General features: G+C 72.4%; 20 protein-coding genes. 10 read left to right on the top strand and 10 right to left on the bottom strand.

Annotated features, from left to right (window positions below):
• Positions 1–212: 212 nt before the first annotated feature.
• Positions 213–650 carry an SRPBCC family protein gene (locus tag NYF13_RS29045; RefSeq protein WP_315661078.1) on the bottom strand — a complete coding sequence of 146 codons (438 nt, stop codon included), beginning with the start codon at positions 648–650 and terminating at the stop codon, positions 213–215.
• A gap of 96 nt (positions 651–746) precedes the next feature.
• Positions 747–1,106: an STAS domain-containing protein gene (locus tag NYF13_RS29040; protein ID WP_315661077.1), complete on the bottom strand. Its 360-nt coding sequence runs from the start codon at positions 1,104–1,106 to the stop codon at positions 747–749.
• A gap of 313 nt (positions 1,107–1,419) precedes the next feature.
• On the opposite strand from NYF13_RS29040, the gene NYF13_RS29035 reads away from it, so the two are divergent.
• Together NYF13_RS29035 and NYF13_RS29030 are read left to right on the top strand one after the other, a co-directional pair.
• Positions 1,420–1,860, top strand: coding sequence for an SRPBCC family protein (locus tag NYF13_RS29035; protein ID WP_315661076.1), 441 nt, complete (start codon positions 1,420–1,422; stop codon positions 1,858–1,860).
• Between the two features lie 63 nt (positions 1,861–1,923).
• Positions 1,924–2,799 (top strand): NAD(P)-dependent oxidoreductase, encoded by an 876-nt coding sequence (locus NYF13_RS29030; RefSeq protein WP_315661075.1) that lies wholly within the window; start codon positions 1,924–1,926, stop codon positions 2,797–2,799.
• Positions 2,800–2,896: 97 nt separating this feature from the next.
• On the opposite strand, the gene NYF13_RS29025 is transcribed toward NYF13_RS29030, so the two are convergent.
• Together NYF13_RS29025 and NYF13_RS29020 are read right to left on the bottom strand one after the other, a co-directional pair.
• Positions 2,897–3,313, bottom strand: coding sequence for a VOC family protein (locus NYF13_RS29025; protein ID WP_315661074.1), 417 nt, complete (start codon positions 3,311–3,313; stop codon positions 2,897–2,899).
• Positions 3,314–3,412: 99 nt separating this feature from the next.
• On the bottom strand, positions 3,413–4,336 hold the full coding sequence (locus NYF13_RS29020; protein WP_315661073.1) for a purine nucleoside permease: 924 nt from the start codon (positions 4,334–4,336) through the stop codon (positions 3,413–3,415).
• Between the two features lie 268 nt (positions 4,337–4,604).
• Between NYF13_RS29020 and NYF13_RS29015 the strand changes: the two genes are divergently transcribed.
• The 4 genes from NYF13_RS29015 to NYF13_RS29000 all read left to right on the top strand — a co-directional run bounded on the left by NYF13_RS29015 (position 4,605) and on the right by NYF13_RS29000 (position 8,660).
• Entirely contained in the window at positions 4,605–5,246 is a 642-nt protein-coding gene (locus tag NYF13_RS29015; protein ID WP_315661072.1) for a TetR/AcrR family transcriptional regulator, read from the top strand.
• Positions 5,247–5,426: 180 nt separating this feature from the next.
• A complete protein-coding gene (locus NYF13_RS29010; RefSeq protein ID WP_315661071.1) occupies positions 5,427–6,437 on the top strand; it encodes an NADPH:quinone reductase in 1,011 nt (336 codons plus the stop codon).
• 194 nt (positions 6,438–6,631) lie between these two features.
• Positions 6,632–7,408 carry a helix-turn-helix transcriptional regulator gene (locus tag NYF13_RS29005; RefSeq protein ID WP_315661070.1) on the top strand — a complete coding sequence of 259 codons (777 nt, stop codon included), beginning with the start codon at positions 6,632–6,634 and terminating at the stop codon, positions 7,406–7,408.
• A 109-nt stretch (positions 7,409–7,517) separates the two neighbouring features.
• Positions 7,518–8,660, top strand: a complete 1,143-nt coding sequence (locus NYF13_RS29000; protein WP_315661069.1) for a 4-hydroxybenzoate 3-monooxygenase — start codon at positions 7,518–7,520, stop codon at positions 8,658–8,660.
• A gap of 28 nt (positions 8,661–8,688) precedes the next feature.
• On the opposite strand, the gene NYF13_RS28995 is transcribed toward NYF13_RS29000, so the two are convergent.
• Both NYF13_RS28995 and NYF13_RS28990 read right to left on the bottom strand, forming a co-directional pair.
• A complete protein-coding gene (locus NYF13_RS28995; RefSeq protein ID WP_315661068.1) occupies positions 8,689–9,129 on the bottom strand; it encodes a hypothetical protein in 441 nt (146 codons plus the stop codon).
• 50 nt (positions 9,130–9,179) lie between these two features.
• Entirely contained in the window at positions 9,180–9,773 is a 594-nt protein-coding gene (locus NYF13_RS28990; RefSeq protein WP_315661067.1) for a TetR/AcrR family transcriptional regulator, read from the bottom strand.
• Positions 9,774–9,935: 162 nt separating this feature from the next.
• Here NYF13_RS28990 and NYF13_RS28985 point away from each other — a divergent pair, with 162 nt between their 5' ends.
• Both NYF13_RS28985 and NYF13_RS28980 read left to right on the top strand, forming a co-directional pair.
• Positions 9,936–11,114: an acyl-CoA dehydrogenase family protein gene (locus NYF13_RS28985; protein WP_315661066.1), complete on the top strand. Its 1,179-nt coding sequence runs from the start codon at positions 9,936–9,938 to the stop codon at positions 11,112–11,114.
• Positions 11,115–11,180: 66 nt separating this feature from the next.
• Entirely contained in the window at positions 11,181–11,939 is a 759-nt protein-coding gene (locus tag NYF13_RS28980; protein ID WP_315661065.1) for a DeoR/GlpR family DNA-binding transcription regulator, read from the top strand.
• A gap of 227 nt (positions 11,940–12,166) precedes the next feature.
• On the opposite strand, the gene NYF13_RS28975 is transcribed toward NYF13_RS28980, so the two are convergent.
• Positions 12,167–14,002: an FUSC family protein gene (locus tag NYF13_RS28975; RefSeq protein WP_315661064.1), complete on the bottom strand. Its 1,836-nt coding sequence runs from the start codon at positions 14,000–14,002 to the stop codon at positions 12,167–12,169.
• Positions 14,003–14,096: 94 nt separating this feature from the next.
• The gene (locus tag NYF13_RS28970; protein ID WP_315661063.1) at positions 14,097–17,582 is read right to left on the bottom strand and encodes an indolepyruvate ferredoxin oxidoreductase family protein; all 3,486 of its coding nucleotides are present in this window, start codon (positions 17,580–17,582) and stop codon (positions 14,097–14,099) included.
• 152 nt (positions 17,583–17,734) lie between these two features.
• Here NYF13_RS28970 and NYF13_RS28965 point away from each other — a divergent pair, with 152 nt between their 5' ends.
• Positions 17,735–18,175, top strand: coding sequence for an Lrp/AsnC family transcriptional regulator (locus NYF13_RS28965; protein ID WP_315661062.1), 441 nt, complete (start codon positions 17,735–17,737; stop codon positions 18,173–18,175).
• A gap of 74 nt (positions 18,176–18,249) precedes the next feature.
• Here NYF13_RS28965 and NYF13_RS28960 read toward each other — a convergent pair whose 3' ends face one another.
• Positions 18,250–18,882 (bottom strand): hypothetical protein, encoded by a 633-nt coding sequence (locus NYF13_RS28960; RefSeq protein WP_315661061.1) that lies wholly within the window; start codon positions 18,880–18,882, stop codon positions 18,250–18,252.
• 188 nt (positions 18,883–19,070) lie between these two features.
• Between NYF13_RS28960 and NYF13_RS28955 the strand changes: the two genes are divergently transcribed.
• Positions 19,071–19,562: a GNAT family N-acetyltransferase gene (locus NYF13_RS28955; protein WP_315661060.1), complete on the top strand. Its 492-nt coding sequence runs from the start codon at positions 19,071–19,073 to the stop codon at positions 19,560–19,562.
• Positions 19,563–19,564: 2 nt separating this feature from the next.
• On the opposite strand, the gene NYF13_RS28950 is transcribed toward NYF13_RS28955, so the two are convergent.
• Positions 19,565–20,521, bottom strand: coding sequence for a hypothetical protein (locus NYF13_RS28950; RefSeq protein WP_315661059.1), 957 nt, complete (start codon positions 20,519–20,521; stop codon positions 19,565–19,567).
• Positions 20,522–20,533 lie beyond the last annotated feature (12 nt).

Genomic DNA, 20,533 nt, shown 5'->3' with positions numbered 1-20,533 from the left:
CGCGGTAACCGCCGAGACGGATCCAGGGGCTCGGCACCACGATCCGGCAATTCCGGCCGCGAAAGCCCTGACTGAAGACTCGGCCCACCGCACCGGTTTCAGGAAAGCGCGCGATAGCCCACCGATCACAGTGGGCCATCGCGCGCAGGTCCGGTCTTAAATCCTTTGTGGACTGTGAAGGACCGCGAAACGCACCGGCGAACGGGGCGGGTTCAGCGGCCGGTCCAACCGCCCTCGGCCTCGGCGTTCTCCACATCGGCATCCGCGGTCGCCTGGTGCGCGAGGGCGGCGACGGTCTGTTCCAGACCGCGCTGCACCTGCTCGTCCTCGCCCTCACGGACGCTGTGCAGGACGACGGTCAGACGGGAGCTGCCGGGATTCTGCTCGTCTATGGACAGCTCGCCGTGGTAGTCGTGCGGCCCTTGAGCGCCCCACGAAAGCTTTCGAGCGTCCTCGTCGACGGTGAGCCACGCTTCGCCTTCGACGCGTTCACCGCCCACTTCGGCCTCCACGTGCACCGCGTCGCCGCCTTCCGGCTCGGCGGCCCGCATCTGGGGGAAGTACCGCGGCAGGTTGCGCGGCTCGCGCAGGTAGGCGAACAACTCGTCGGCGGGCAGATCGATCGTGGCGGTGTGCTGGTAGTCAGTCATGTCAATGCCTCCTCCCGCACCGGGTACCCAGCGCGGCCGGGGTTATCCGGTCCGCGGCCGGTCCATTGTGGTTCGGTCGCGGCGACCGGCGGGGCCTCAGCCGTCGACCGCGGAGAACACGGCCAGCGGGAACAGCTCGATCACCCGCCGGACCTGACGGGCTTCGCCGACGTGCACGGTGAAGCGCACGCCGAGTTCGGCGGCCAGCAGGTGGGCGCGGTCCAGTTCGGACAGTCCGGCCGAGCTGAGGAAGGTCACCGCGGAAAGGTCGAGCACCACCGCGCGGGTCACTCCGCGCAGCTTCGCTTCGAGCAGTTCCCGAAGCCGGGGCGTCCCGACGGCGTCGACGTCGCCGGCCACCCGGATCACGAGGTGGTCGTGGTCCAGGCGCTCGACCGAGAGCCGCAGCGGGGTCAGATCGGGACACTGGGTGGAGGAGGAAACAACGATGGTCATCGTGGCCTGCTTTCATCGACCACACCCTGAGCGCAACGCTGAAGCGAGAGCACGACCACCGGCCGCGCGACGACTCGATGCCCTGGGTGCAGGGAAGCATGGACACGGCCCGCTGTTGGACCGCCTGCCCGCCCACGCTAACCCCGGACCAGCCGAGCGGCAAGCACTGTGACCCGTTCGATGACCCGCAGCTCTCGGCGGCCGGGCCCCGGCGGTGTTGGCCGCGTCCCTCCCGGGCGCCGTCAGCTCGTTTGCGCCGGCCCACGGCGGGCACCCTCCGGCAGTAACAGCCGGAACGAAAGCGGAGGACAACGTGATCGAAGCCAGCCGCGTGATCAACGCGGCCCCGGAGGCCGTTTTCGCCGTGCTCGCCGACGGCTGGTCCTACGCCGGGTGGGTGGTGGGCAGCTCGCACATCCGTGACGTGGACGAAGGCTGGCCCGCCCCCGGTACGCGCATCCACCACAGCGTGGGCCCCTGGCCGCTGCACATCCAGGACACCTCGGTGGTCACCGCCGTCGAACCCGGCCGGTCCCTCTCCCTCGAAGCGCGCGGCTGGCCGCTCGGGTCCGCGGCGATCCGGCTGACGCTCGAACCCCACGGGGGCGGGACCCTGATCCGGATGGCGGAGCACATCGTGCGGGGACCGGGAAGAGCCCTTCCGGTGCCGGTCCAGGCGCTGATCGCGAAACCCCGGAACGCCGAAGCCCTGGCCCGCCTGTCCGACATCGTCCTGGGGCGGTCCGGGGCCTGAAGCCCACAGCCGGCGCGCGCGGCCCGCCGATTGCCCCCCGGACCGGCGGGGTACCCGATCGGCATGAAGATCCTCATCACCGGAGCCCTGGGCAAGGTCGGGCGGGCCACGGTCACCGCCGCCCGGCGCGCCGGCCACGACGTCGTCGCGTCCGACCAGGCCCCGCCGTCCTACGGTCCGGCCGATCCCGGTGAAGCGCCCTACGTGCGCGCCGACCTGACCGACCACGGGCAGACCGTCGCCCTCGTCACCCAGGTGGGGCCGGACGCCGTGGTCCACGCAGCCGGCATCCCCGAACCGTTCCAGGACACCGAAGTCACGGTGTTCGACACCAACGTCCCGATGCTGTTCCACGTCATCGAGGCGGTCCGGAGCGCCGGGGTGCCGCGGCTCGTCTGGACCTCCAGCGAAACCGCCACCGGCTACCTGACCGGCGATCCGGTCCTGCTACCCGACTACCTGCCCGTCGACGAGGACCACCCGTTGCGCCCGCGCGAGGGCTACGCCCTGTCGAAGGTTCTCGGCGAGCACATGCTCGACGCGCTGGTACGCCGTCAGGACAACCCCACATCGATCACCGCGGTCTCCATCCGCCCCTCGCTGGTGACCACCGCCGAGATGTACGACGGCTTCATCAAGCGGACCCGGGAGGCCGACGTCGAGCCGTCGTTCAACCAGTGGACCTTCGTCGACGCCGACGATCTTGGCGACCTCATGGTGCGAGCCGCGACCGCCACCACTCCGGGCCACGAAGTCGTGTACGCCGCACAACCGGACAATCTGATGGGCCGCCCTCTCGCCGATCTCGTCGAGCAGGCTTACGGAAGTGACGCTCCGCCGATACGCCACCTCGAACGCCCCGACGCCGGGGCCATCGACATCGGCAAGGCCCGCCGCCTGTTCGGCTGGGAACCCCGCACCGGTCTCGCCGCTCGCTGAACCGCAGCGCTTTCACCGGGCAGCGCCGGGAGCACTACGCCCGCGACCTCTTAGCTCGCCGATGCGGTCAGCCGAGTCAGTCTGCCACCGCGCCGGACTATTCCTTGGGCGCGAACACTTCGAGCGCAATGTTGTCCGGATCGCGGAACTCGACGATGTAACCGACTCCGATGTCCTTGACCCCGCCGTTCTCGATGCCCCGCGCGTCCAGCAGTGACACCGCCAAATCCAGCTCCGCCCGCGATTCGACGGCGAAGCTCACGTGGTCCAGTCCGGTCCGATCCTCGGTGAACGTGTCGTCGCTGACCGGACGCAGGCCCAGCAGCGAGTCACCGAGCTGGTAGATGACCCCGCCGAACAGGAACCACAGCTGCTTCTTCGTTTCCTCGTCGGCGTTCTCCGGCAACTCGAACGCCACCGGAAGACCGAACACCTCCTCGTAGAACGCCCGCGAACGGCCGATGTCGGTGACGGTCAGGCGGACGTGGGCGAAAGCTTTCGTCGGGATCGGCATGACCTCATCGTGCGCCCACCCGGCCGGTCCCGCACGACGGCGGCTTTCTCCCGGAGACCTCGGTCAACGAAGTCGCGACCCGCCGCGCCAGCCGGACGATCACGGGTGGGTCAGCAAGTCGTGCACCACCGTCGAGCCGACGAGGTACGCGTTGTCGATCGCCGGTTCGAAGCCCGGGTAGGTGGCCAGGAGCTCGCGCACGCTCTGGCCGGGGTAGGGCTGGTCGAAATTGCTCGCCGTGCGCAGGCTGAGGTACCGGTCCAGGTACCCGTGCCGGGCGAGGGCGGCGGCCGTGGCGTTGTCTTCCTGCTGCGTGGTGCAGTAAGAGCCCTGGTTCTTCGTCCAGATGTCGGTGACGTACTGGGCTGTCTCGGACAAACCGCCGCCGGCCCAGTAGTCGTCACCGGTCAAGGTGTCGCAGGTGGCGACGAACGGCTTCCGCCCCTCCTGGCCGGCGTAGTGCGTCCGCGTTTCGACCGCGGCGGCGCTGTCGGACAACGGGAGGTTCCTGGTGAGCCCGTAGGCCCGGTCGACCAGCCGCTGGTCGAGGTGGAACACGTTCGTCCCCTGATCGTCGATCGGCAGGTAGCCGTGCGGGACGTCGGGATCCTGGACGTGGTGGCCCAAATCCCAGTCCACCACCCAGCGCGCCCACGCCGCGAAGCCGATCGTCCCGGTCTTCGGGGAGACGCCCCCGATTCCGGCGGTGAGGAAATAGGCTCGGCCGAAGTCGAGTTTCGCGCTGTCGAGAATCGCGGTCAGGCTCGTGGCCGCGTTGACCTTGCCTTCACCGATCGTGGCGACGCACAAACCGTTGTCCGCGCAGTGCAGCGGTCCATACGCGCCCTTGACCGGAATTTCGACGGGCAGCGACTCGTGGGCCAGCCACGGAGCGGTCTCGGGGTCGAACATCGTGATCACCAGGGCCCGGACCGGGAACTGGCCGGCGCTGGCCTGCGAAACCGCCCCCACTCCGAACGCCGCGAGCAGGAATACCAGCGCAATCAGAGATACTTTCCGCACAGCGTTCAACTCGTCCTCACCACAACCGGCCAACAGGAACCAGACCATTCTCAAGACCCGTGAACGGTCGTTTTCACACCTGCGGGCAGCCTAAGGCCGGACACTGGCGCTTCGAAGGAATTCCCGCCGGACAGCACCAACTTTGCCCGAAGGACTCACGGGAGGCGGATGCGCTCAGCCGGCCACCGCGCGAAGTGGTGATCGACGTACGCGACGCCAGCGAGAGCAGTTCGCGCAGGTCAAGCCGCTCACCTCGTATACTCGGCCCATGAGCGGGGTCGTGACGACGTATCACCAGCGCGTGGCCCAGGAGAAGCGCGCGCTGATCGTGGCGGCGGCGACTGCGCTGTTCCTCGAACTGGGCTACGACCGGACGTCGCTGGCGCAGATCGCGGAGCGCTCGGGCGTTTCACGGGCCACCTTGTTCAAGCAGTTCCCGAGCAAGGCGGCCCTGTTCGACGCCATCGTCACCGAGTCCTGGTCCGCGGCCGAGGAGGAGGATCCGCCCCCGGCGGGCCACCTCGTCGAGGGGCTGCGCACCATCGGCCGCCGGTACGCCGAGCTGCTGCGCCGGCCCCGGATGACCGACCTGTTCCGCATCGTCATCGCCGAGCTGCCGCGTTTCCCCGAGCTGGCCCACGCGCAGTTCCGGCACGGGAAGATGCCCTACTTCGATTCCGTGCGCGACTACCTCCTGGCCGAGCGCGAGGCCGGAACCGTGCGGGTGGACGACGTCGACCTCACCGCCACCCAGTTCCTGGGCATGATCGCCAACTACGTCTTCTGGCCGGCGCTGCTGGTGCCGGACTGGGAGGTGAGCGCCGAACGCGTCACCGAGGTGGTCGACGAGGCCGTTCGCACCCTGGCCGCCCGGTACGCCACGACCGGACCCCAGACCACCGACGACTGATCAGCCGCGTATTTCCCCGGCAGGACAACGCTTTTGCCCCGCTGCGGGCCGATGGCCGGTCGGGTGGGGGCGCGGGATCAAGGGCCCGCCGGGACTTCCCGACCTCCCTACCCTGCTTCCTCATACGTCAGTGATGACAAAGATTGACATCTGTCATTCGTCAGTCGTACTGTCCGGTGCGTGAAAGCCATCGTCTACAGCGCGCCCGGCGGGGCCGAGGTGCTCCGGTTCGTCGAACGTGCGGTCCCCGAACCCGGGCCCGGCGAGGTCCGGGTGCGGGTCGCCGTGTCGGGGGTCAACCCGGCCGACGGGCAGGCCCGCTCCGGTTCGGCGGATTTTCCCGAGGTCACCCCGAATCTGGATGGCGCCGGCACGATCGATGCCGTCGGGGAGGGCGTCGATGCGAGCCGGGCCGGCCAGCGGGTCTGGGTCTTCCTGGCCGCGGCCGGCCGGCCCACCGGCACCGCGGCCGAGTTCGCGGTGGTGCCCGCCGACCGGGCCGTGCCGCTGCCCGCCGAGGTCGGTTTCGACGTCGGCGCGTCGCTCGGCGTGCCGGCGCTCACCGCCCACCGCACGCTGACCGTGGCCGAGGACGGGCCGAGCCGGCTCGCCCCGGGCGCGCTCGCCGGGAAAGTGGTGCTCGCCGCGGGCGGCGCCGGCGCGGTCGGGCACGCGGTGTGCCAGCTCGCGCGCTGGGCGGGCGCGACCGTGATCAGCACCGTCAGCGGTCCCGCAAAGGCCCGGCTCGCCACCGCGGCGGGGGCGCACCACGTGATCGACTACCGCGCGGGCGACCCGGCCGGCGCGATCCGCGCCATCGCCCCCGAGGGCGTCGACCTCGTGGCCGAGGTGGCGTTCGGCGCGAACGTCGGCCTGGACCTGTCCGTGCTCCGTCCTCGCGGCACGATCGCCACCTACGGCAACGACGGCGGGGCAACCGCCGAGCTCAACGTGCCGTTGAGCATGGTGCGCAACGCCCGGCTCCAGTTCCTGGTGCTCTACACGGCCGGTCGGCAGGTCCGCGACGCGGCCGTCGAGGACGTCGCCGCCGCGGTCCGCGACGGCGCGCTGCCGGTCGGCGAAGACCACGGCCTGCCCCTGCTGCGCTTCCCCCTCGAACGCACCGCCGACGCGCACCGCGCCGTCGAAGGCCACGCCGTCGGCAAGGTGCTCGTGGACGTCGCTCCGTGACCGGCAGGCCCAGTACCGGTCAGGCGCAGTAACCACCGTCGATGTCGAAGCTGGACCCGGACATCACGACCTGCTCGTGCCGGCTGTCGGCGTGGAAGAGCTGCGTCTCGCCAAGGCTGCGGCCCGGGAGCTGATCGAACGCTGCGTCGCCCGCCGACCGGCAACACGGCCGGTATCCGGTAAGCTGGCTGCCGATGTCGAAAACCCGCCCGACCGCGCCGGACACCTGGCCCCCGGGCTCGACGCCGCAGGGGGCGGGGTGGCTTCCGCACGGCTTCCACCTCGAAAGCCACTCACACGCCGAAGGGCAACTGGTCTACGCGGCCACCGGGGCGCTGGCGACCACGACCGGGCGCGGGACCTGGGTCGCCCCGGCCCACCGGATCACCTGGACACCGCCGGGGTTCGAGCACTCCCACCGCATCTACGGCGAGACCGACACGCGCATCCTCGCCCTGCCCGCCGGGCAGTGCGGCCGGCTCCCGGCGCACCCCGGCGTGTTCGCGGTGAGCCCGCTGGTGCGTGAAGTGCTGCTCGCCCTCACCGGCGAGCGGCGGCGGACCCCGGTCGCCGAGAAGCGGCTGCGCGCCGTGCTGGTCGAAGAGCTGGTCGAGTCTCCGGAGCAGTCACTGCACCTGCCCGAACCGAAGGACGACCGGCTGCGGGCGGTCACCGACCTGCTGCGCGCCGATCCCGGCCGCACCACCACCCTGACCGAGCTCGGCCGGCGGGCCGGGGCCGGCGAGCGCACCCTGAGCCGGCTGTTCCACACCGAACTCGGCCTGAGTTTCCAGCGCTGGCGCACGATCCTGCGCATCCACCTCGCCCTGGCCGAGCTGGCCGGCGGCCGGTCGGTGACCGAGACCGCGATCCGGTGCGGGTGGTCCAACCCGTCCACCTTCATCGAGGCGTTCACGGCGGTGGTCGGGCAGACCCCGGGCCGGTACCAGTCGGGCCTCGGCGGCGAGTAGCCGTCCAGGTTGGCGGGTTTCCGTTACCCGGAGACCGGATAACGGTGGCCGGCAAGGGCCCCGAGGCGCCACTGTGGTCACCGGAATCCTCGACAGAACGGAAGACCCGATGGTTCACGGCAACACCACGGTGGTCATCGTCGGCGGCGGGGTCGCCGGCCTCACGCTCGGCGCCTTCCTGCAGCGCCGCGGAATCGGCTGCGTGATCCTGGAGAAGCGCAGCCGCGAACACGTCGAAAACCGGCAGCGGGCCGGTTCCCTCGACTCCGACGGAGTCCGCCTGCTCCGCGGCTGGGGCCTCGACGAGGTCCTCGGCGAAGCCGGTGGCTCCACCGGCTCCGCCGAGGACCGGGACCTGCCGTTGCTGGTCGACGGCGAACGGCGGTCCTGGAAGACGGACGACTACGGGGAGTCGGTCTTCTGCCCCCAGCAGGTCCTGGTCCGCAACCTGATCGAGGTGTTCCTCCGCGACGGCGGCGACCTCCGCTTCGAGGCCGGTGAGATTTCCTTGGCCGGCCTCGAAACCGAGCGCGCACTCGTGTCCTACCGGGACCCGGGCGGCGCGGGCCACGTGATCGAGTGCGAGTTCGTCGCCGGCAGCGACGGCTACCACGGGGTCAGCCGGTCCGCGATCCCCGAAGCCGTCCTCCACTGCGACACGCACGAATTCGGGTACGCCTGGCTCAGCGTCCTGGCACAGGTGCCCGCCGATCCGCCGGCGGTGATGGCGGTGCACGGCCGCGGGTTCGCGGCGCAGATCACCCGGGGCCCGGGCGCCAGCCGGCTCTACCTGCAGTGCCCGCTGACCGACGGCGCCGGCGACTGGCCGGACGAACGGGTCTGGGCCGAACTGGAGACCCGGTTCGGCACCCCGCTGCCGGCCCGGGGCGCGATCCTGAGCAAGGAGGTGGTTCCGTTGCGGGGACTGGTGTTCAGCCCCATGAGCCACGGCCGGCTCCACCTCGTCGGCGACGCCGCGCACCTGATCTCCCCGATGAGCGCCGAGGGCATGAGCCTCGCCCTCCACGACGCCGAAACGCTGGCGCGCGCCCTGGCCCGGCACGTCGAAGAAGGGGACGACGGCGGGCTGAAGTCCTATTCCGACACCTGCCTCGACCACATCTGGCGGCGTCAGGCGGCCGCGGTCCGGCTGACCGAAACTGTGCACGACTCCGGCGACGCCTCCCGCGTGGGCGGCTTCCGCCGGTCGATCGCCCGGGCCAACCTGGAAACCCTGGTGCGGCCCCGCTGAGCCACCGAGCCGGGCGACCGTCGCCCGGTCAGCGGCGCCCGGCGTTCAGGATCACCAGGAACTGGCCGCCGCCCGGTTCCACGGCCGCGGTCACCGGCAGTCCCGGCACCAGCCGGGAGAAGCGGTCCACCAGCCAGTCCGCCGCCGCCCGGGCGTCCTTCTCGGTCGGGCAGCGGGCCACCAGCTCGCGGCCGCCCTTGCGCTCCAGCCGCGCGGCCACCGTGATCAGCGGCGCGGGTTCGACCACGTACAACCGGTCCGGCCACTCGATGACCACCTTGACCGCGCCCTTGCGGGTGTTGCAGCCGCGGTGCGCGAGCCGCTCGGCGACCTTGGCCTTCCGGTCCGCGGTCCGGCTGTCCACGCTGGGCCCGCGCGCGTCGTTCACCGACCGGGCGGGGTCGACCGGCTCGTCGCACACCCAGCAGCGCCAGCCGTCGCGCTCGGCCACGTCATCGAGGAGACTCACCGGGGCAAACTACCCCGTGCCACCGGCCCGGCCGGAAGGCGGCCACGCTCTCAGGTGAAGGCCTTCACCATCAGGTCCGCCACCTCGTCGAGGTACTCCGCCGTCACCACCTCGCGCCGGGCGTGCAGGCGCCAGAAGACCGGTGCGGCGAAGACGTCCAGGGCCAGTTCGCGGTTGACCTCCGCCGGCACCTCGCCCCGGGCGACGGCGCGGTCCAGCACCTCCATGCCCAGCTCGCGCCGAGGCGCGGCGATGTCCTCGGTGAGGGCGCGGGCCAGTTCCGGGTTGGTGCGGGCCGCGCCCAGCAGGTCGGTGAAGATCCGGCCGTGGCGGGGATGGCCGAGCCAGGCCAGGATCTCGTCGAGCACCTTCCGCAGGTCGCCGCGAAAGCTGCCGGTGTCGGGGATCGACGTCAGAGGGACGCTCAGGCGCACGAAGGTGCTGACCGTCATCTCCAGCTTCGACGGCCAGCGCCGGTACAGCGCGCTCTTGCCCACTCCGGCTCGGCGCGCGACGGCGTCCATCGACAGGGACTGGTAGCCCTTCTCGGCCAGCTCGTCCAGCACGGCCTCGATGATGGAATCGGTCAGGTCCGGCCGAAGGACGGCGGCGCCGGTGGGGGTTCGACGCTTGATTTCCGGCATGGGCGGCGATGTTAGCACTGGACAGGACCGTGCCGTCCCGCCTAGAGTCGACGGGACGATACGGTCCCGGCCTGTTCAGTCGGACCGGTGCCGGGCACCGGGAAGCCACCATGACGAGCCGCGGGTCTTCGAGGGCCGCGGTGAGATCCGTGAGGAGAGCCGATGACCACCGGACTGCCGGAAACCCGTCGCGAGGTCGTGGCGCGCGCCCGCGAGCTGCGGCCCCAGCTGGCCGAGGACGCCGTGCGCATCGACGCCGAGGGCGCCGATCCCACGGAAAACCTGCGCCGGCTGGGGGAAGCCGGGTTGCAGCGGGTCAACGTGCCCGCCGGGTTCGGCGGTCTCTGGGACGGCGGCCCGTTCGGCGGCTGGCGCGAGACCGTCGAGACGATCGCCGAGGTCTCCGCGGCCGACGGCTCCACCGGGCAGTGCTGGGCCACCACGGCGCTGGTCGCACGCGAGGTGTTCGGCTCGGACCTCGACCCGGGGACCAAGCGGGCGCTGGCCGGCGAGCTGATGCACGAGGGCCGCCGGTTCGTCGCGTCGAACGCCGAAACCGGCGGTACCGGACCGGTGACCGGGCGGCGGGTGGCCGGCGGGCTGGTCGTCGACGGCACCAAGACGTTCAACACCGACAGCGGGGGCGGGGGCCGCGACCTGTCCTGCGTCAGCTTCACGCTCGACGGCGAGACGCCCCGCCACCGCGCCTTGGTCCGGCTCGACGACCCCGCCCTCGAAGCCCGCGGCGACTGGGACAACATGGGCCAGCGCGGCACCTGCAGCCAGACCATCGTCTACCACGACGTCTTCGTGCCCGACGGCTGGCACTTCGCCTCGGCCGCCCCGGACCCGTACTTCCTGTGCGCGGTCATGCTCCTGCACGCCGCCCTCCTGCAGGGCATCGGCGAAGGCGCGTTCGAGGCGGCCGTCGGCTACCTGCGGGAGCTGGACCGCCCGAGCATGCCGAGGTTCGGCGCCGCGGCCACCGACCCGCTGATCCACCGGCAGCTCGGCGAGATGTCCAGTGAGCTGGCCGCGAGCCGCGCCTTGCTGGTGACCACCGCCGCCGAGCTCGAGGACCCCTCGGTGGACGCCGGCGAGCTGGGCGTCCGCGGGTTCCGCTCGAAGGTGGCCAGCACCCGGGCGGGCCTCGACGTGGCCTCGCGCGTCCACGATCTGACCGGCGCGCGCAGCACCTCCAACCGCTACCGGTTCGACCGCTTCTGGCGCAACGCCCGGACTTTCGGCTCCCACGACTCGCTCGACGTGAAGAACGCCCTCATCGGCGACTACGAGTTGTCCGGGCAGTTCCCGGTGCTCTCGGACTACGTGAAGTTCTGAACCGGCCAATGGGAGTTAGCACACCACGCCTGTGCGAACGACCATTCCGCGTGCGAGCATGGGCGGATGAGGAGTGCCGAACGCCGCCAGGTCATCGTCGAGCGGCTGCGGGGCTCGGCCCAGGTGGCGGTGGGTGAGCTGGCCCAGCTCACCGGGGCGTCCGAGATGACCGTGCGCCGCGACCTCGACGTGCTGGCCGCGCACGGGGTGCTGCGGCGGGTGCACGGCGGCGCGGTCCCGGTGGTGCCGACCGGGATCGAGCCGCCGTTCGACGCCCGGCTCGCCACCGGAGCCGGGGCCAAGCAGTCGATCGGCGCCGTGGTGGCGTCGATGGTCTCCGACGGCGAGACTGTGCTGCTCGACAGCGGCACCACGGCGCTGGAGGTGGCGAAGTGGCTGCGCGACCGGCCGGTCACGGTAATGCCGCTTTCGCTGCACGCCGCGCTCGCGCTGGTCGACGCGCCCGGCGTGCGGATCCTGCTGCCCGGCGGCGAACCCCGGCCCGGCGAGCTCGCGCTGGCCGGGCCGCTGGCGCTGGCGTCCATGCGCTCACTGCGGTTCGACGTGGCCGTGCTCGGCGCGTGCGCCTTCGGTCTCGAAGCCGGGCTGACCGCGTTCGACCTGGGCGACGCCGAGGTGAAGCAGCAGGCGCTCGCCGTCTCGCGCCGCTCGATCCTCGCGGCTGACGGGTCGAAATGGGGCCACTCCGCCCTCGCCCACGTGTGCGCCGCGACCGAGCTCGGCGCCGTGGTCACCGACGAGTCGGCACCCGAGCACCAGCGGCGTGAGCTGGCCGCGCTCGGCGTGCCCGTGTACGTCGCTTGACCGCGTGCTCCGGCCACCGGCCCGATCAGCACCCCCCCCCCGGTCGGCGAAACCGCTCCACCGGTGAGCTGACCGGGTAACGCGCGGCGGCACCGTCCACCCCCGGGCCGACCGGTCGACAAAGTCCCTTGTGGACCACGGCTGCACTGTCCGGAGTGGACGCGATGCCGGTGCCCCGGAAACCGCCCCCCGCCGCCTGCTTCCCCCGGACCGGCCACGAACCTCGGTCAACCGGCCGCGAGCGCCGGCCGGGCGTGCTGGACTCGCAGGACGTCGGTGAGGAGCAGGTCCGCGATCAGGCGCTGTTCGTCGTCGGCGGGCTCGGGGAGGCTGGGCACCGCGGTACCGTCGGCCAGCGCGCGGGCGGCGCCCTCGGCGAACGCGGCCAGCCCGGCCGAGCCGCCCTGCAGCATCGCGCCCGCCGAAGCGGCGAGCCCGCGCAGCCCGCCGGCCGCCTCGTCCAGAGCTTCGCGTTGCGCCTCGTCCGGGTTGCGGCTGCCCGCCTCCGGGTTGAGCAGGTCCTGGTGGGTGCGCACGGCGGCGCGGAACCGCAGGCCCAGCTCCCGCCGCTCCGGGGCTTCACCGCGCAGCCGGGCCGCGACAGCGGTGAGCAGCTCGCCCATCGCTTCGGTGGCCTCGGCGAAGCGCCGCGAAACCGGCGGCTTCGGCACCCCCGGCACGGCGGCGAAGCCGAACAGCAGGCCGATCACCACGGCCAGCAGCACCAGCAGCAGGTACTCCACCAGCACCGAAACCGCGTCGAGCCGGTGCGTGGCCGCGTTCACCCCGACGCTCATCAGCACCATGCACCCGTTGAACACCATGGGTTTCGCCTGCATGAACGGGAGCCCGGCCAGCAGCGCGACCACCCCGGCCGGCAGCAGCGCCGAAGGCGGCAGCAGCCACAGCACCAGCGCGAGCACCACGGCGCCGGCCACCGCGCCCGCGCACCGCTGCCAGGCCTTCGACAGGGTGTCGCGCCATTCCGGCTGCATGATCGCGTACGTGGTCATCAGGAACGAAACGGTGAGCGGGTCGCCCGGTCGCAGGCTCGCCACGATGATCGCGACCAGCATGCCCAGCGCGCACCGGACCGCGTGCCGCAACTGGGCCGAGCGCCACGACAACGCGCCGGCCGCTTCGTGGCGCACGGCCGCCTCCACCAGGCGGCGCGGGAAGTCCACGATGGACTCGTCCCGCACCGCAGCGGCCGCGCGCACGGCCTCGATCGCGCTCCACAGGTCCTCGACCAGCCTCCGGGTCTCCCCCGGCAGTTCGTGGTCCACCCCGACGCGGGCGACCGGGGCGAGTTCGGCCGGCGGGTGCTTCTCGCGCACGGCCGCGGCGATCCTCGCCAGCTCCCCGTCGGCTGCGGAGAGCACGGCGGTGAGGGCTTCGGCCGGTTCCGGCTCCAGCGCGCGCAGCCGGTCCCGCAGCACCTCGGAGGTGCCGTGGGCGCGCAGGCCCGCCCCGAGCACCCGGGCCTGCCAGGCCCGCGGGCGGTCGGCCAGCCAGAGCCGCACGGCGCGCTCGGCGCTGAGGGGGTCCGGACCGGCCAGCGCGTCGGCCAGCGCGGCGCGGGTCGGCCGGCCCGGGTCGCCCAGGCCCATCAGCAGCCGCAGCACGAACACCACCGCGACGGCGAGCGCCGGGGCGCCGATGATCTGCGCGGCGCCGGCGGAACCGGTGAGCTGGAACCCGTAGCCGAAGACCGACGCCAGGCCCAGGCCGAGCCCGACGGTCACGAACCGCGCGCCCAGGGCCGGCAGCAGCGCGGAGACGAACACCACCAGCACCAGCAGCGCCACCGCGGCCACCACCGAGACACCGCCCAGCAGCCGCGGACCGGCCGCGCCGGCGACCACCGCGGGCGCGAACCCCGCCAGCAGCCGCAGATCGGGCCGCAGCGGGCCGCCGTTCGCCGCGATGAAGCAGAACAGGGCGATCAGCCCGGCCAGGATCGTCGTCCCGCCGAGCCCGAGGGCCGCGCCGAGCCCGGCCGTACCGCCCACCACCACCAGGACGACGGCCAGCATCCCGCCGCCGCGGGCCAGAGCGTTCACGCCCACCTCACCGTCGTCGGTTCCCGGTCGTCGGTTTCCCCGGTGGAGCCTCGCACCGCCGCCCGCGGCGCGCCACCGCGGGGTCCCGGACCGATCAGTCCTCTGTGGACGTCGACGGGGCGCAGGCGGTGATCGTCTCCAGCAGTTCCGCCGCACGCGCCCGGAACCGCTCGACCGCGGCCAGCTTGATGTCCTCGTACCCGCGCACGACGTCGGGCAGCGCGGCCAGCTCCGCGACGGACTCGGCGGTCTTCCCGTCCAGATGGGTGAGCGCGCGGTCGACGAGGTGCTGGTACTCCCCCGGCAGCTCGCGCTCCACCCGGCGGACGTGGGCGTACCCGAACACATCGGCTTTCGTGCCGCGAAGCCGCCGAGCGCCCCGCAGGGCTTGGAAGGCCACCGTGGCCGTGCGGCCGCGAAGGCGGATCTTGCGCCTCATCCCCATCGCGCGCAGCACCGGCGGGTGCAGCATCACCGCGACGTCCGCGTCGGCGCCGTACTCCGCTTCGCGGCGAGCGCGCTCCGCCGGGTCGAGGTGCAGGCGGGCGACTTCGTACTCGTCCTTGTACGCCAGCAGTTTGTGCAGCCCACGGGCGTACGCGGCACCGATGCGCGCGCCGGTCTCCTCGTCGGTGCGCCCGGTAGCCACGGCGGCGACCCGGCGGACCTCGGCGGCGTACCGGCGGGCCAGCGGCTCGTCCTGGAAACCGATCAGGTCGGCCACCCGCGGCGCCAGCACCGGCTCCAGTTCCCCGGCCGCGATCGACGCGGCGGCGACCCCGACCTCGATTGGCGCCACTACCGGAGTGGCCAGCGCGGACCGGACGGCGGCCGGGTCGAGCACCGCGGCGCGGCCCCACCGGAACGCGGCCAGGGTCCGCTCCACGGCCGTGCCGTTGAGCCGGATCGCGGCCTCGATCGCCGCCCCCGAGATCGGCACCGCGCCGTGCTGGTAGGCGGCACCGACCAGCAGCACGTTGGCCGGCATGTGGTCACCGAAGAGCGTCTCGGCCAGCTGGTTCGCGTCCAGCGGCAGCAGGTCCGCGGTCACGGCGGAGATCCGCTCCAGCGCGTCGTCCGGCGAGCCGGGCAGGACCACGCGGTGGGTGACCATCGCGGCCGTCGGCACCACCGCGGTGTTGACCACGGCGACCGTGTGCCCGGCCCGGGCGGTGGCCAGGTTACCCGCGTCGGCGGCGCCGAGCAGGTCGAAGCCGACCAGCACGTCGACCGTGGCCCGCGAAGCGCGCAGGGCCCCGGCCAGCGGCGTCTTGGAGATCCGCAGGTCGGAGACGACCGGGCCGCCCTTCTGCGCCAGCCCGGTCTGCTCCAGCCCGGCCGCGAACCGGCCGTCGAGGTGCGCGGCCATCTGCAGCACCTGCGAGACGGTCACCACGCCGGTGCCGCCGATCCCCGGCATCCGCAGCAGCACACTGTCCTCTTCGGACAGACGAGGGACCGGGTCGGCCAGGGCCACCGGCAGCTCCGGCACCTCGCGCCGCCCCGGTGCGCCCGGCGTGACGAGCAGGAACGACGGGCAGTCGCCCTTGAGGCAGGTGAAGTCGCTGTTGCAGGTGGACTGGTGGATCCGCGTCTTGACGCCGAACTCCGTGTCGACCGGCCGCACCGAGAGGCAGGTGGACACGTCGCCGCAGTCGCCGCAGCCCTCGCACACCCGCTCGTTGACGACCACGCGCTCGGCCGGGGTGGGCAACTGTCCCCGCTTGCGCAGCCTGCGCTCCTCGGCCGCGCACCGGTCGTCGTGGATCAGCACCGTGACCCCCTCGGTGGCGGCCAGCTCGGCCTCCACCTCGGCGAAGTCGTCGCGGTGGCGCACCGAGGCGATCGGGTCGAGCGCGGCGGCACGGTAGTCCGCCGGGCGGTCGGTGGTGATCACGATCCGGCGCACGCCCTCGACGGCCAGCAGCCGCGTGATCGAGGGGACGTCCATCCGGCCCTCGGCGCGCTGGCCCCCGGTCATCGCGACGGCGTCGTTGTAGAGCAGCTTGTAGGTCATGGTCACGCCCCCGGCCACGGCCGCCCGGATGGCGAGCGAGCCGGAGTGGTGGAACGTGCCGTCGCCGAGGTTCTGCACGAAGTGCCGGTCGTCGGTGAACGGCGCCAGGCCGAGCCATTGCGCGCCCTCGCCGCCCATCTGCGTCAGGCCGACCTGGTGGCCGCGGCCCGCGCCGTCGACGGCCACCATGGCGTGGCAGCCGATGCCGACGCCGACCAGCGTGCCGTCCGAGGTGCGGGTGGAGACGTTGTGCGGGCAGCCGGAGCAGAAGAACGGGGTGCGCGGGGCGGTCGCGGTGGGCAGCGCGATCCGGGCGGGCCGCGGCGGTGCGATCGCGTCCAGGTGCACGACCGAGGCGCGCGGCAGCCGGTCCGGGCCGACCACGGCGTCGATCCGCCGGGCCAGGGCCCGGGCCACGTCCTCGGCCCCGAGCTGGCCGCGGGCGGTGAGCAGCGGGCGGCCCGACTCGTCGCGGCGGCCGACCACGGCGGGCGCGCCGGGCCGGCGGTACAGCGCCTCCTTCAGGTGCCCTTCGAGGAACGGCACCTTGTCCTCGACCACCAGCACCTCGTCCAGCCCCTCGGTGAGCTCGGCCAGCGCGCCGGCGTCGATCGGGTGCGGCATGGCCAGGCGGATCAGCCGGAGCCCGAGCGCGTCCATCGCGGCCTCGTCGAGCCCCAGGTCCTGCAGCGCCCGCTGCAGCACGGCGTACCCGGTCCCCGAAGCGAGCAGCCCCAGTTTCGGTGCCCGGGCGGAGAAGGTGACGCGGTTGAGCCCGGTCGCGCGGGCGTAGGCGCGGGCCAGGTCGAGGCGGCGGGTGAGCTGGTCGTGCTCGGCGTCCAGGGCCGGCGCGCCGACCAGCGCGGCCCCGGTCGGGCGCACGGTCTCCGGCGGCATCGGGATGCCGTGGCGCAGCGCGCCGACGTCGATGGTGGCCGAGGCGTCGGCGATGTCCGCGACCAGCTTCAGCCCGGTCCACAGCCCGCTCGCCCGCGAAAGCGCGACGGCGTGCAGGCCGAACTCGATGATCTCCGGCACGCTGCCCGGCGCCAGCAGCGGCATCACCAGGCTCTGCGCCATCGGCTCGCACGAGCTGGGCACGGTCGAGGACTTGCACGCCGGGTCGTCGCCGATCCACGCCACCGCGCCGCCGAGGCTGGCCGTGCCCGCGAGGTTGGCGTGGCGGATGGCGTCGGACGCGCGGTCGAGACCCGGGTTCTTCCCGTACCAGAAGCCGGTGACCCCGGCGTGGCGCCGGCCCGGCACGGTGCCGAGCAGCTGCGTGCCGGCCACGGCGGTGGCGGCCAGCTCCTCGTTCACCCCGGGCCGGAACACCACGCCGGCCGGGTCGAGGAACCGCTTCGCCCGGCCCAGCTCCTGGTCGAGCCCGCCGAGCGGCGAGCCCTGGTAACCCGAGACGAACGCCCGGGTGTCGAGTCCCCTCGACCGGTCGAGCCGCCGCTGCTCCAGCACCAGCCGGACCAGCGCCTGCACCCCGGACATCAGCGCCCGCCCGTGGTCGGCGACGTATTTGTCGTCCAGCGAAACCGGATCGGTGAGCACGGTGGCGCTCCTCTCGCGCGGGGACCTGTGGGGTGGCCCACAGCAGAACCGACACTTTCCCACGGCGCAAGATCCCTGTTCACCCGGCCGGGTTCCACGCAACTAAGTGACGTAGGGTCGCGGCCGGGGTTCATTTATTGCGCGGAGGGGCCATGAGCGCCGTGGACGACATCGACCGGCGGCTGATCGGGTTCCTGCGGCTCGACGGCCGCCGCTCGTACGCCGACATGGCGGCCGAAGTGGGTCTTTCGCTACCCGCGGTGAAGCGCCGCGTGGACCGCTTGCAGGCGGCCGGCGTGATCACCGGCTTCACCGCGAAGGTGGACTACACGAAGCTCGGCTGGAGCATCGAGGCGTTCACCGAGCTGCGCTACACCGGCCGCACCCGTCCCCCGGACATCGAACGCCTCGCCGTCGACCTCCCGGAGGTCCAGGCCGTCTACCTCATCGCCGGCGACCCGGACGCGCTGTGCCACATCCGCGCCAGGGACGTGACCCACCTGCGCGAGGTGATCGACACCATCCGCAGCTCGGGCGGGGTGATGGGCACGAAGACGTTCATCACCCTGGGCAGCTCGACCGAACCGGCCTGAGCCGAGCGGTATATATCGTTATACGCCAATTCGCTGAGGTGGCGTCCTCGGGCTTGGGCTCGACCCCGAGGAAATCAGCGCGCCTGTTTCGGTGTGGAGGAGGAACGGGCGAGGTCGTACGCGGCCCAGACTGCGGATGCGGCCTCCTCCCTTGCCGGCTGCGCTTCGAGATCGGCACGTCGGAGTTCTTCAAGTTCGGACTGGGACGGCCGCCTGATGCGCTCCAGGTTGCCGTCCAGGTCACGACTCCAGTGCTCTCCAGCCGGGTCCGTGAACTCCACTTCGGCGATATACGCCGTCTCAAGGGTCTGCCCGGGCTCTGAAGCTGCGCCGGAGAGCACGAGATCGCCGAGCAGGTTGACCATCGCGTTGGCAACGGCTAGCGGCTGCTCGGTCGGCCTGAGAAGCGTCAGGAAGAGCCGTGATGGCTGAACCGGCGGTTCGCCGCCCATAACATGGAACTTGACCGTGATGGTGACGTTGCGAATCGGGCCTGTGTTGCGGTTGAGGTACATGAATGTCGGACAGTCGGGAAAAAGCTCGCCCGACCACTCGAGCCACAAGCCGAACTTCGCCGGCCGGTCTCGGGCGTGCCGCTCCACTTCGCGTCGATCCGTCCTGATCGACCGCCGGAATGCGGAGCCTGACACGACCGCACCAGCCGTGGAGATCACCCACGGGATGGAGTCTGTCCACTCGAAACTCACGAAAGCCCTCACTCAAACCTTGGCCTGCCGAGCATCCAGCCTAAACCAGGGCGAGGCAGCCGCGCCTCCGAGGCACTGCACAGGGGATGGCTTGGCCCAGCCGAAACCGGCTCGCCGTATCTCGGGGTCGGAAGGCCAAGCCCCGGAAACTCCCTTGTCCCGCCCCGCTCCCCCGGCGATGGTGAACCATGGCGATCATCCGGGAGCTCACCGCCGACGACTGGCGGGAGTGGCGGGCCCTGCGGCTCACCGCGCTGGCCGAAGCGCCGCACGCGTTCGGCGCGCGGCTCGAGGAGTGGCAGGGCGCGGGCGACACCGAGGCCCGGTGGCGGAAGCGGCTGACCGACCGGCCGTTCACCGTGCTCGCCGAGATCGGCGGCCGGGCCACCGGGATGGCCAGCGGGTCCGCACCCGACGAAACTGCCACCGTGGCCCTGCATTCGATGTACGTGGCGGCTTCCGCGCGCGGGCACGGGATCGGCGACGCGCTGATCGAAGCCGTCACGGGCTGGGCGCGGCGCAGCGGCGCGCGGCGGCTGCGGCTGGAGGTGTTCGACGACAACCAGTCCGCCATCGCGCTCTACCGGCGGCACGGGTTCACCCGGGCGGGCACCGTCCGGTACCCGCGCCTCGCGCTGGAGATGGTCCGCGAGGTCCGGTACCCGTCACCCCCGGCCTGAGCTCACGGCTGGGGCTGGGAGAAGCCCAGGAACTGCTGTTGCTCCCGGTCGTAACGCTGGGTGAGCCCGGTGCCGTACCGGTCCCACCAGTTGGCCCGGTGGCCGCCCTGGGTGGTGGTCGTGCCGCCGTAGACCTGCTGGTCGTAGGCGATCCGGGCGTCGTGGAACTGCTGCTGGAACTCCTGCGGCGTGAGGCCCTGGATCTGCTGCACCGCGGCCGGGTCGAGGGTCCGCGCGCTCTGCACGATGTCCGCGCCGCCCATGTGGTTGAGGATCGCGCGCACGCCGCCCGCGCCCCGCATGTGCGCGCCGGACATGACCGCGGCCTGGGTGCCGGGGTCGGTGAAGTTCAGCGCGCCGGCCTGGCGGGCGTTGTTCGTCATCAGGTTCGCGACGACCGCCCGCTCCTCGGGGCTGCCGAGGCCGTACTGCTGCCGCGCGGCCATGATCTGGTCGTAGCCGTTGTGCATGTTCTGCCGGAAGCCGTAGGCCTCGGGCACTCCGCCCTGCTCCCCGGTCGCGCCCTCGGACAGCATGATCGAATCGACCACGCGCGGGTCGAGCTGCGGCGGCGCGACGGCCGGCGCGGCGGCACCCCCACCGGCGGCGGCGCCCCCACCGGCCGCGGCACCGGTGGTGGCCTGCGCGGTCTGCGTCCCGCCGCCGAAGCCCTCGGCGACGGCGCTGTCGGCGTCGGCGTACCCGCGGGCCGCGGTCTGGACCTTGGTGTTCACCTCGCCGAGCAGGCTGACGAACTTGCCCAGCGCGGAGCCGAGCTGCGACTGCAGGGTGGAGTTCGCGGCGGCCACCCCGCTGCCGATGCCGGCGAACGACAGCGCGTCGATCACCAGGGTCTCCAGGTCACGGGTCGCGGACAGCGCGGAGGCGCCGATGCCCTCCACGTTCTGCACGATCGACGACACCTCGGCCGGCAACACCCGGTAGGTCCCCGCTGTCATTGGCTGCTCCGT

This window comes from Amycolatopsis sp. PS_44_ISF1 (assembly GCF_032335455.1).
In the GTDB taxonomy this organism is placed as follows: domain Bacteria; phylum Actinomycetota; class Actinomycetes; order Mycobacteriales; family Pseudonocardiaceae; genus Amycolatopsis.
This window is presented reverse-complemented; position numbering and strand designations above follow the sequence as displayed.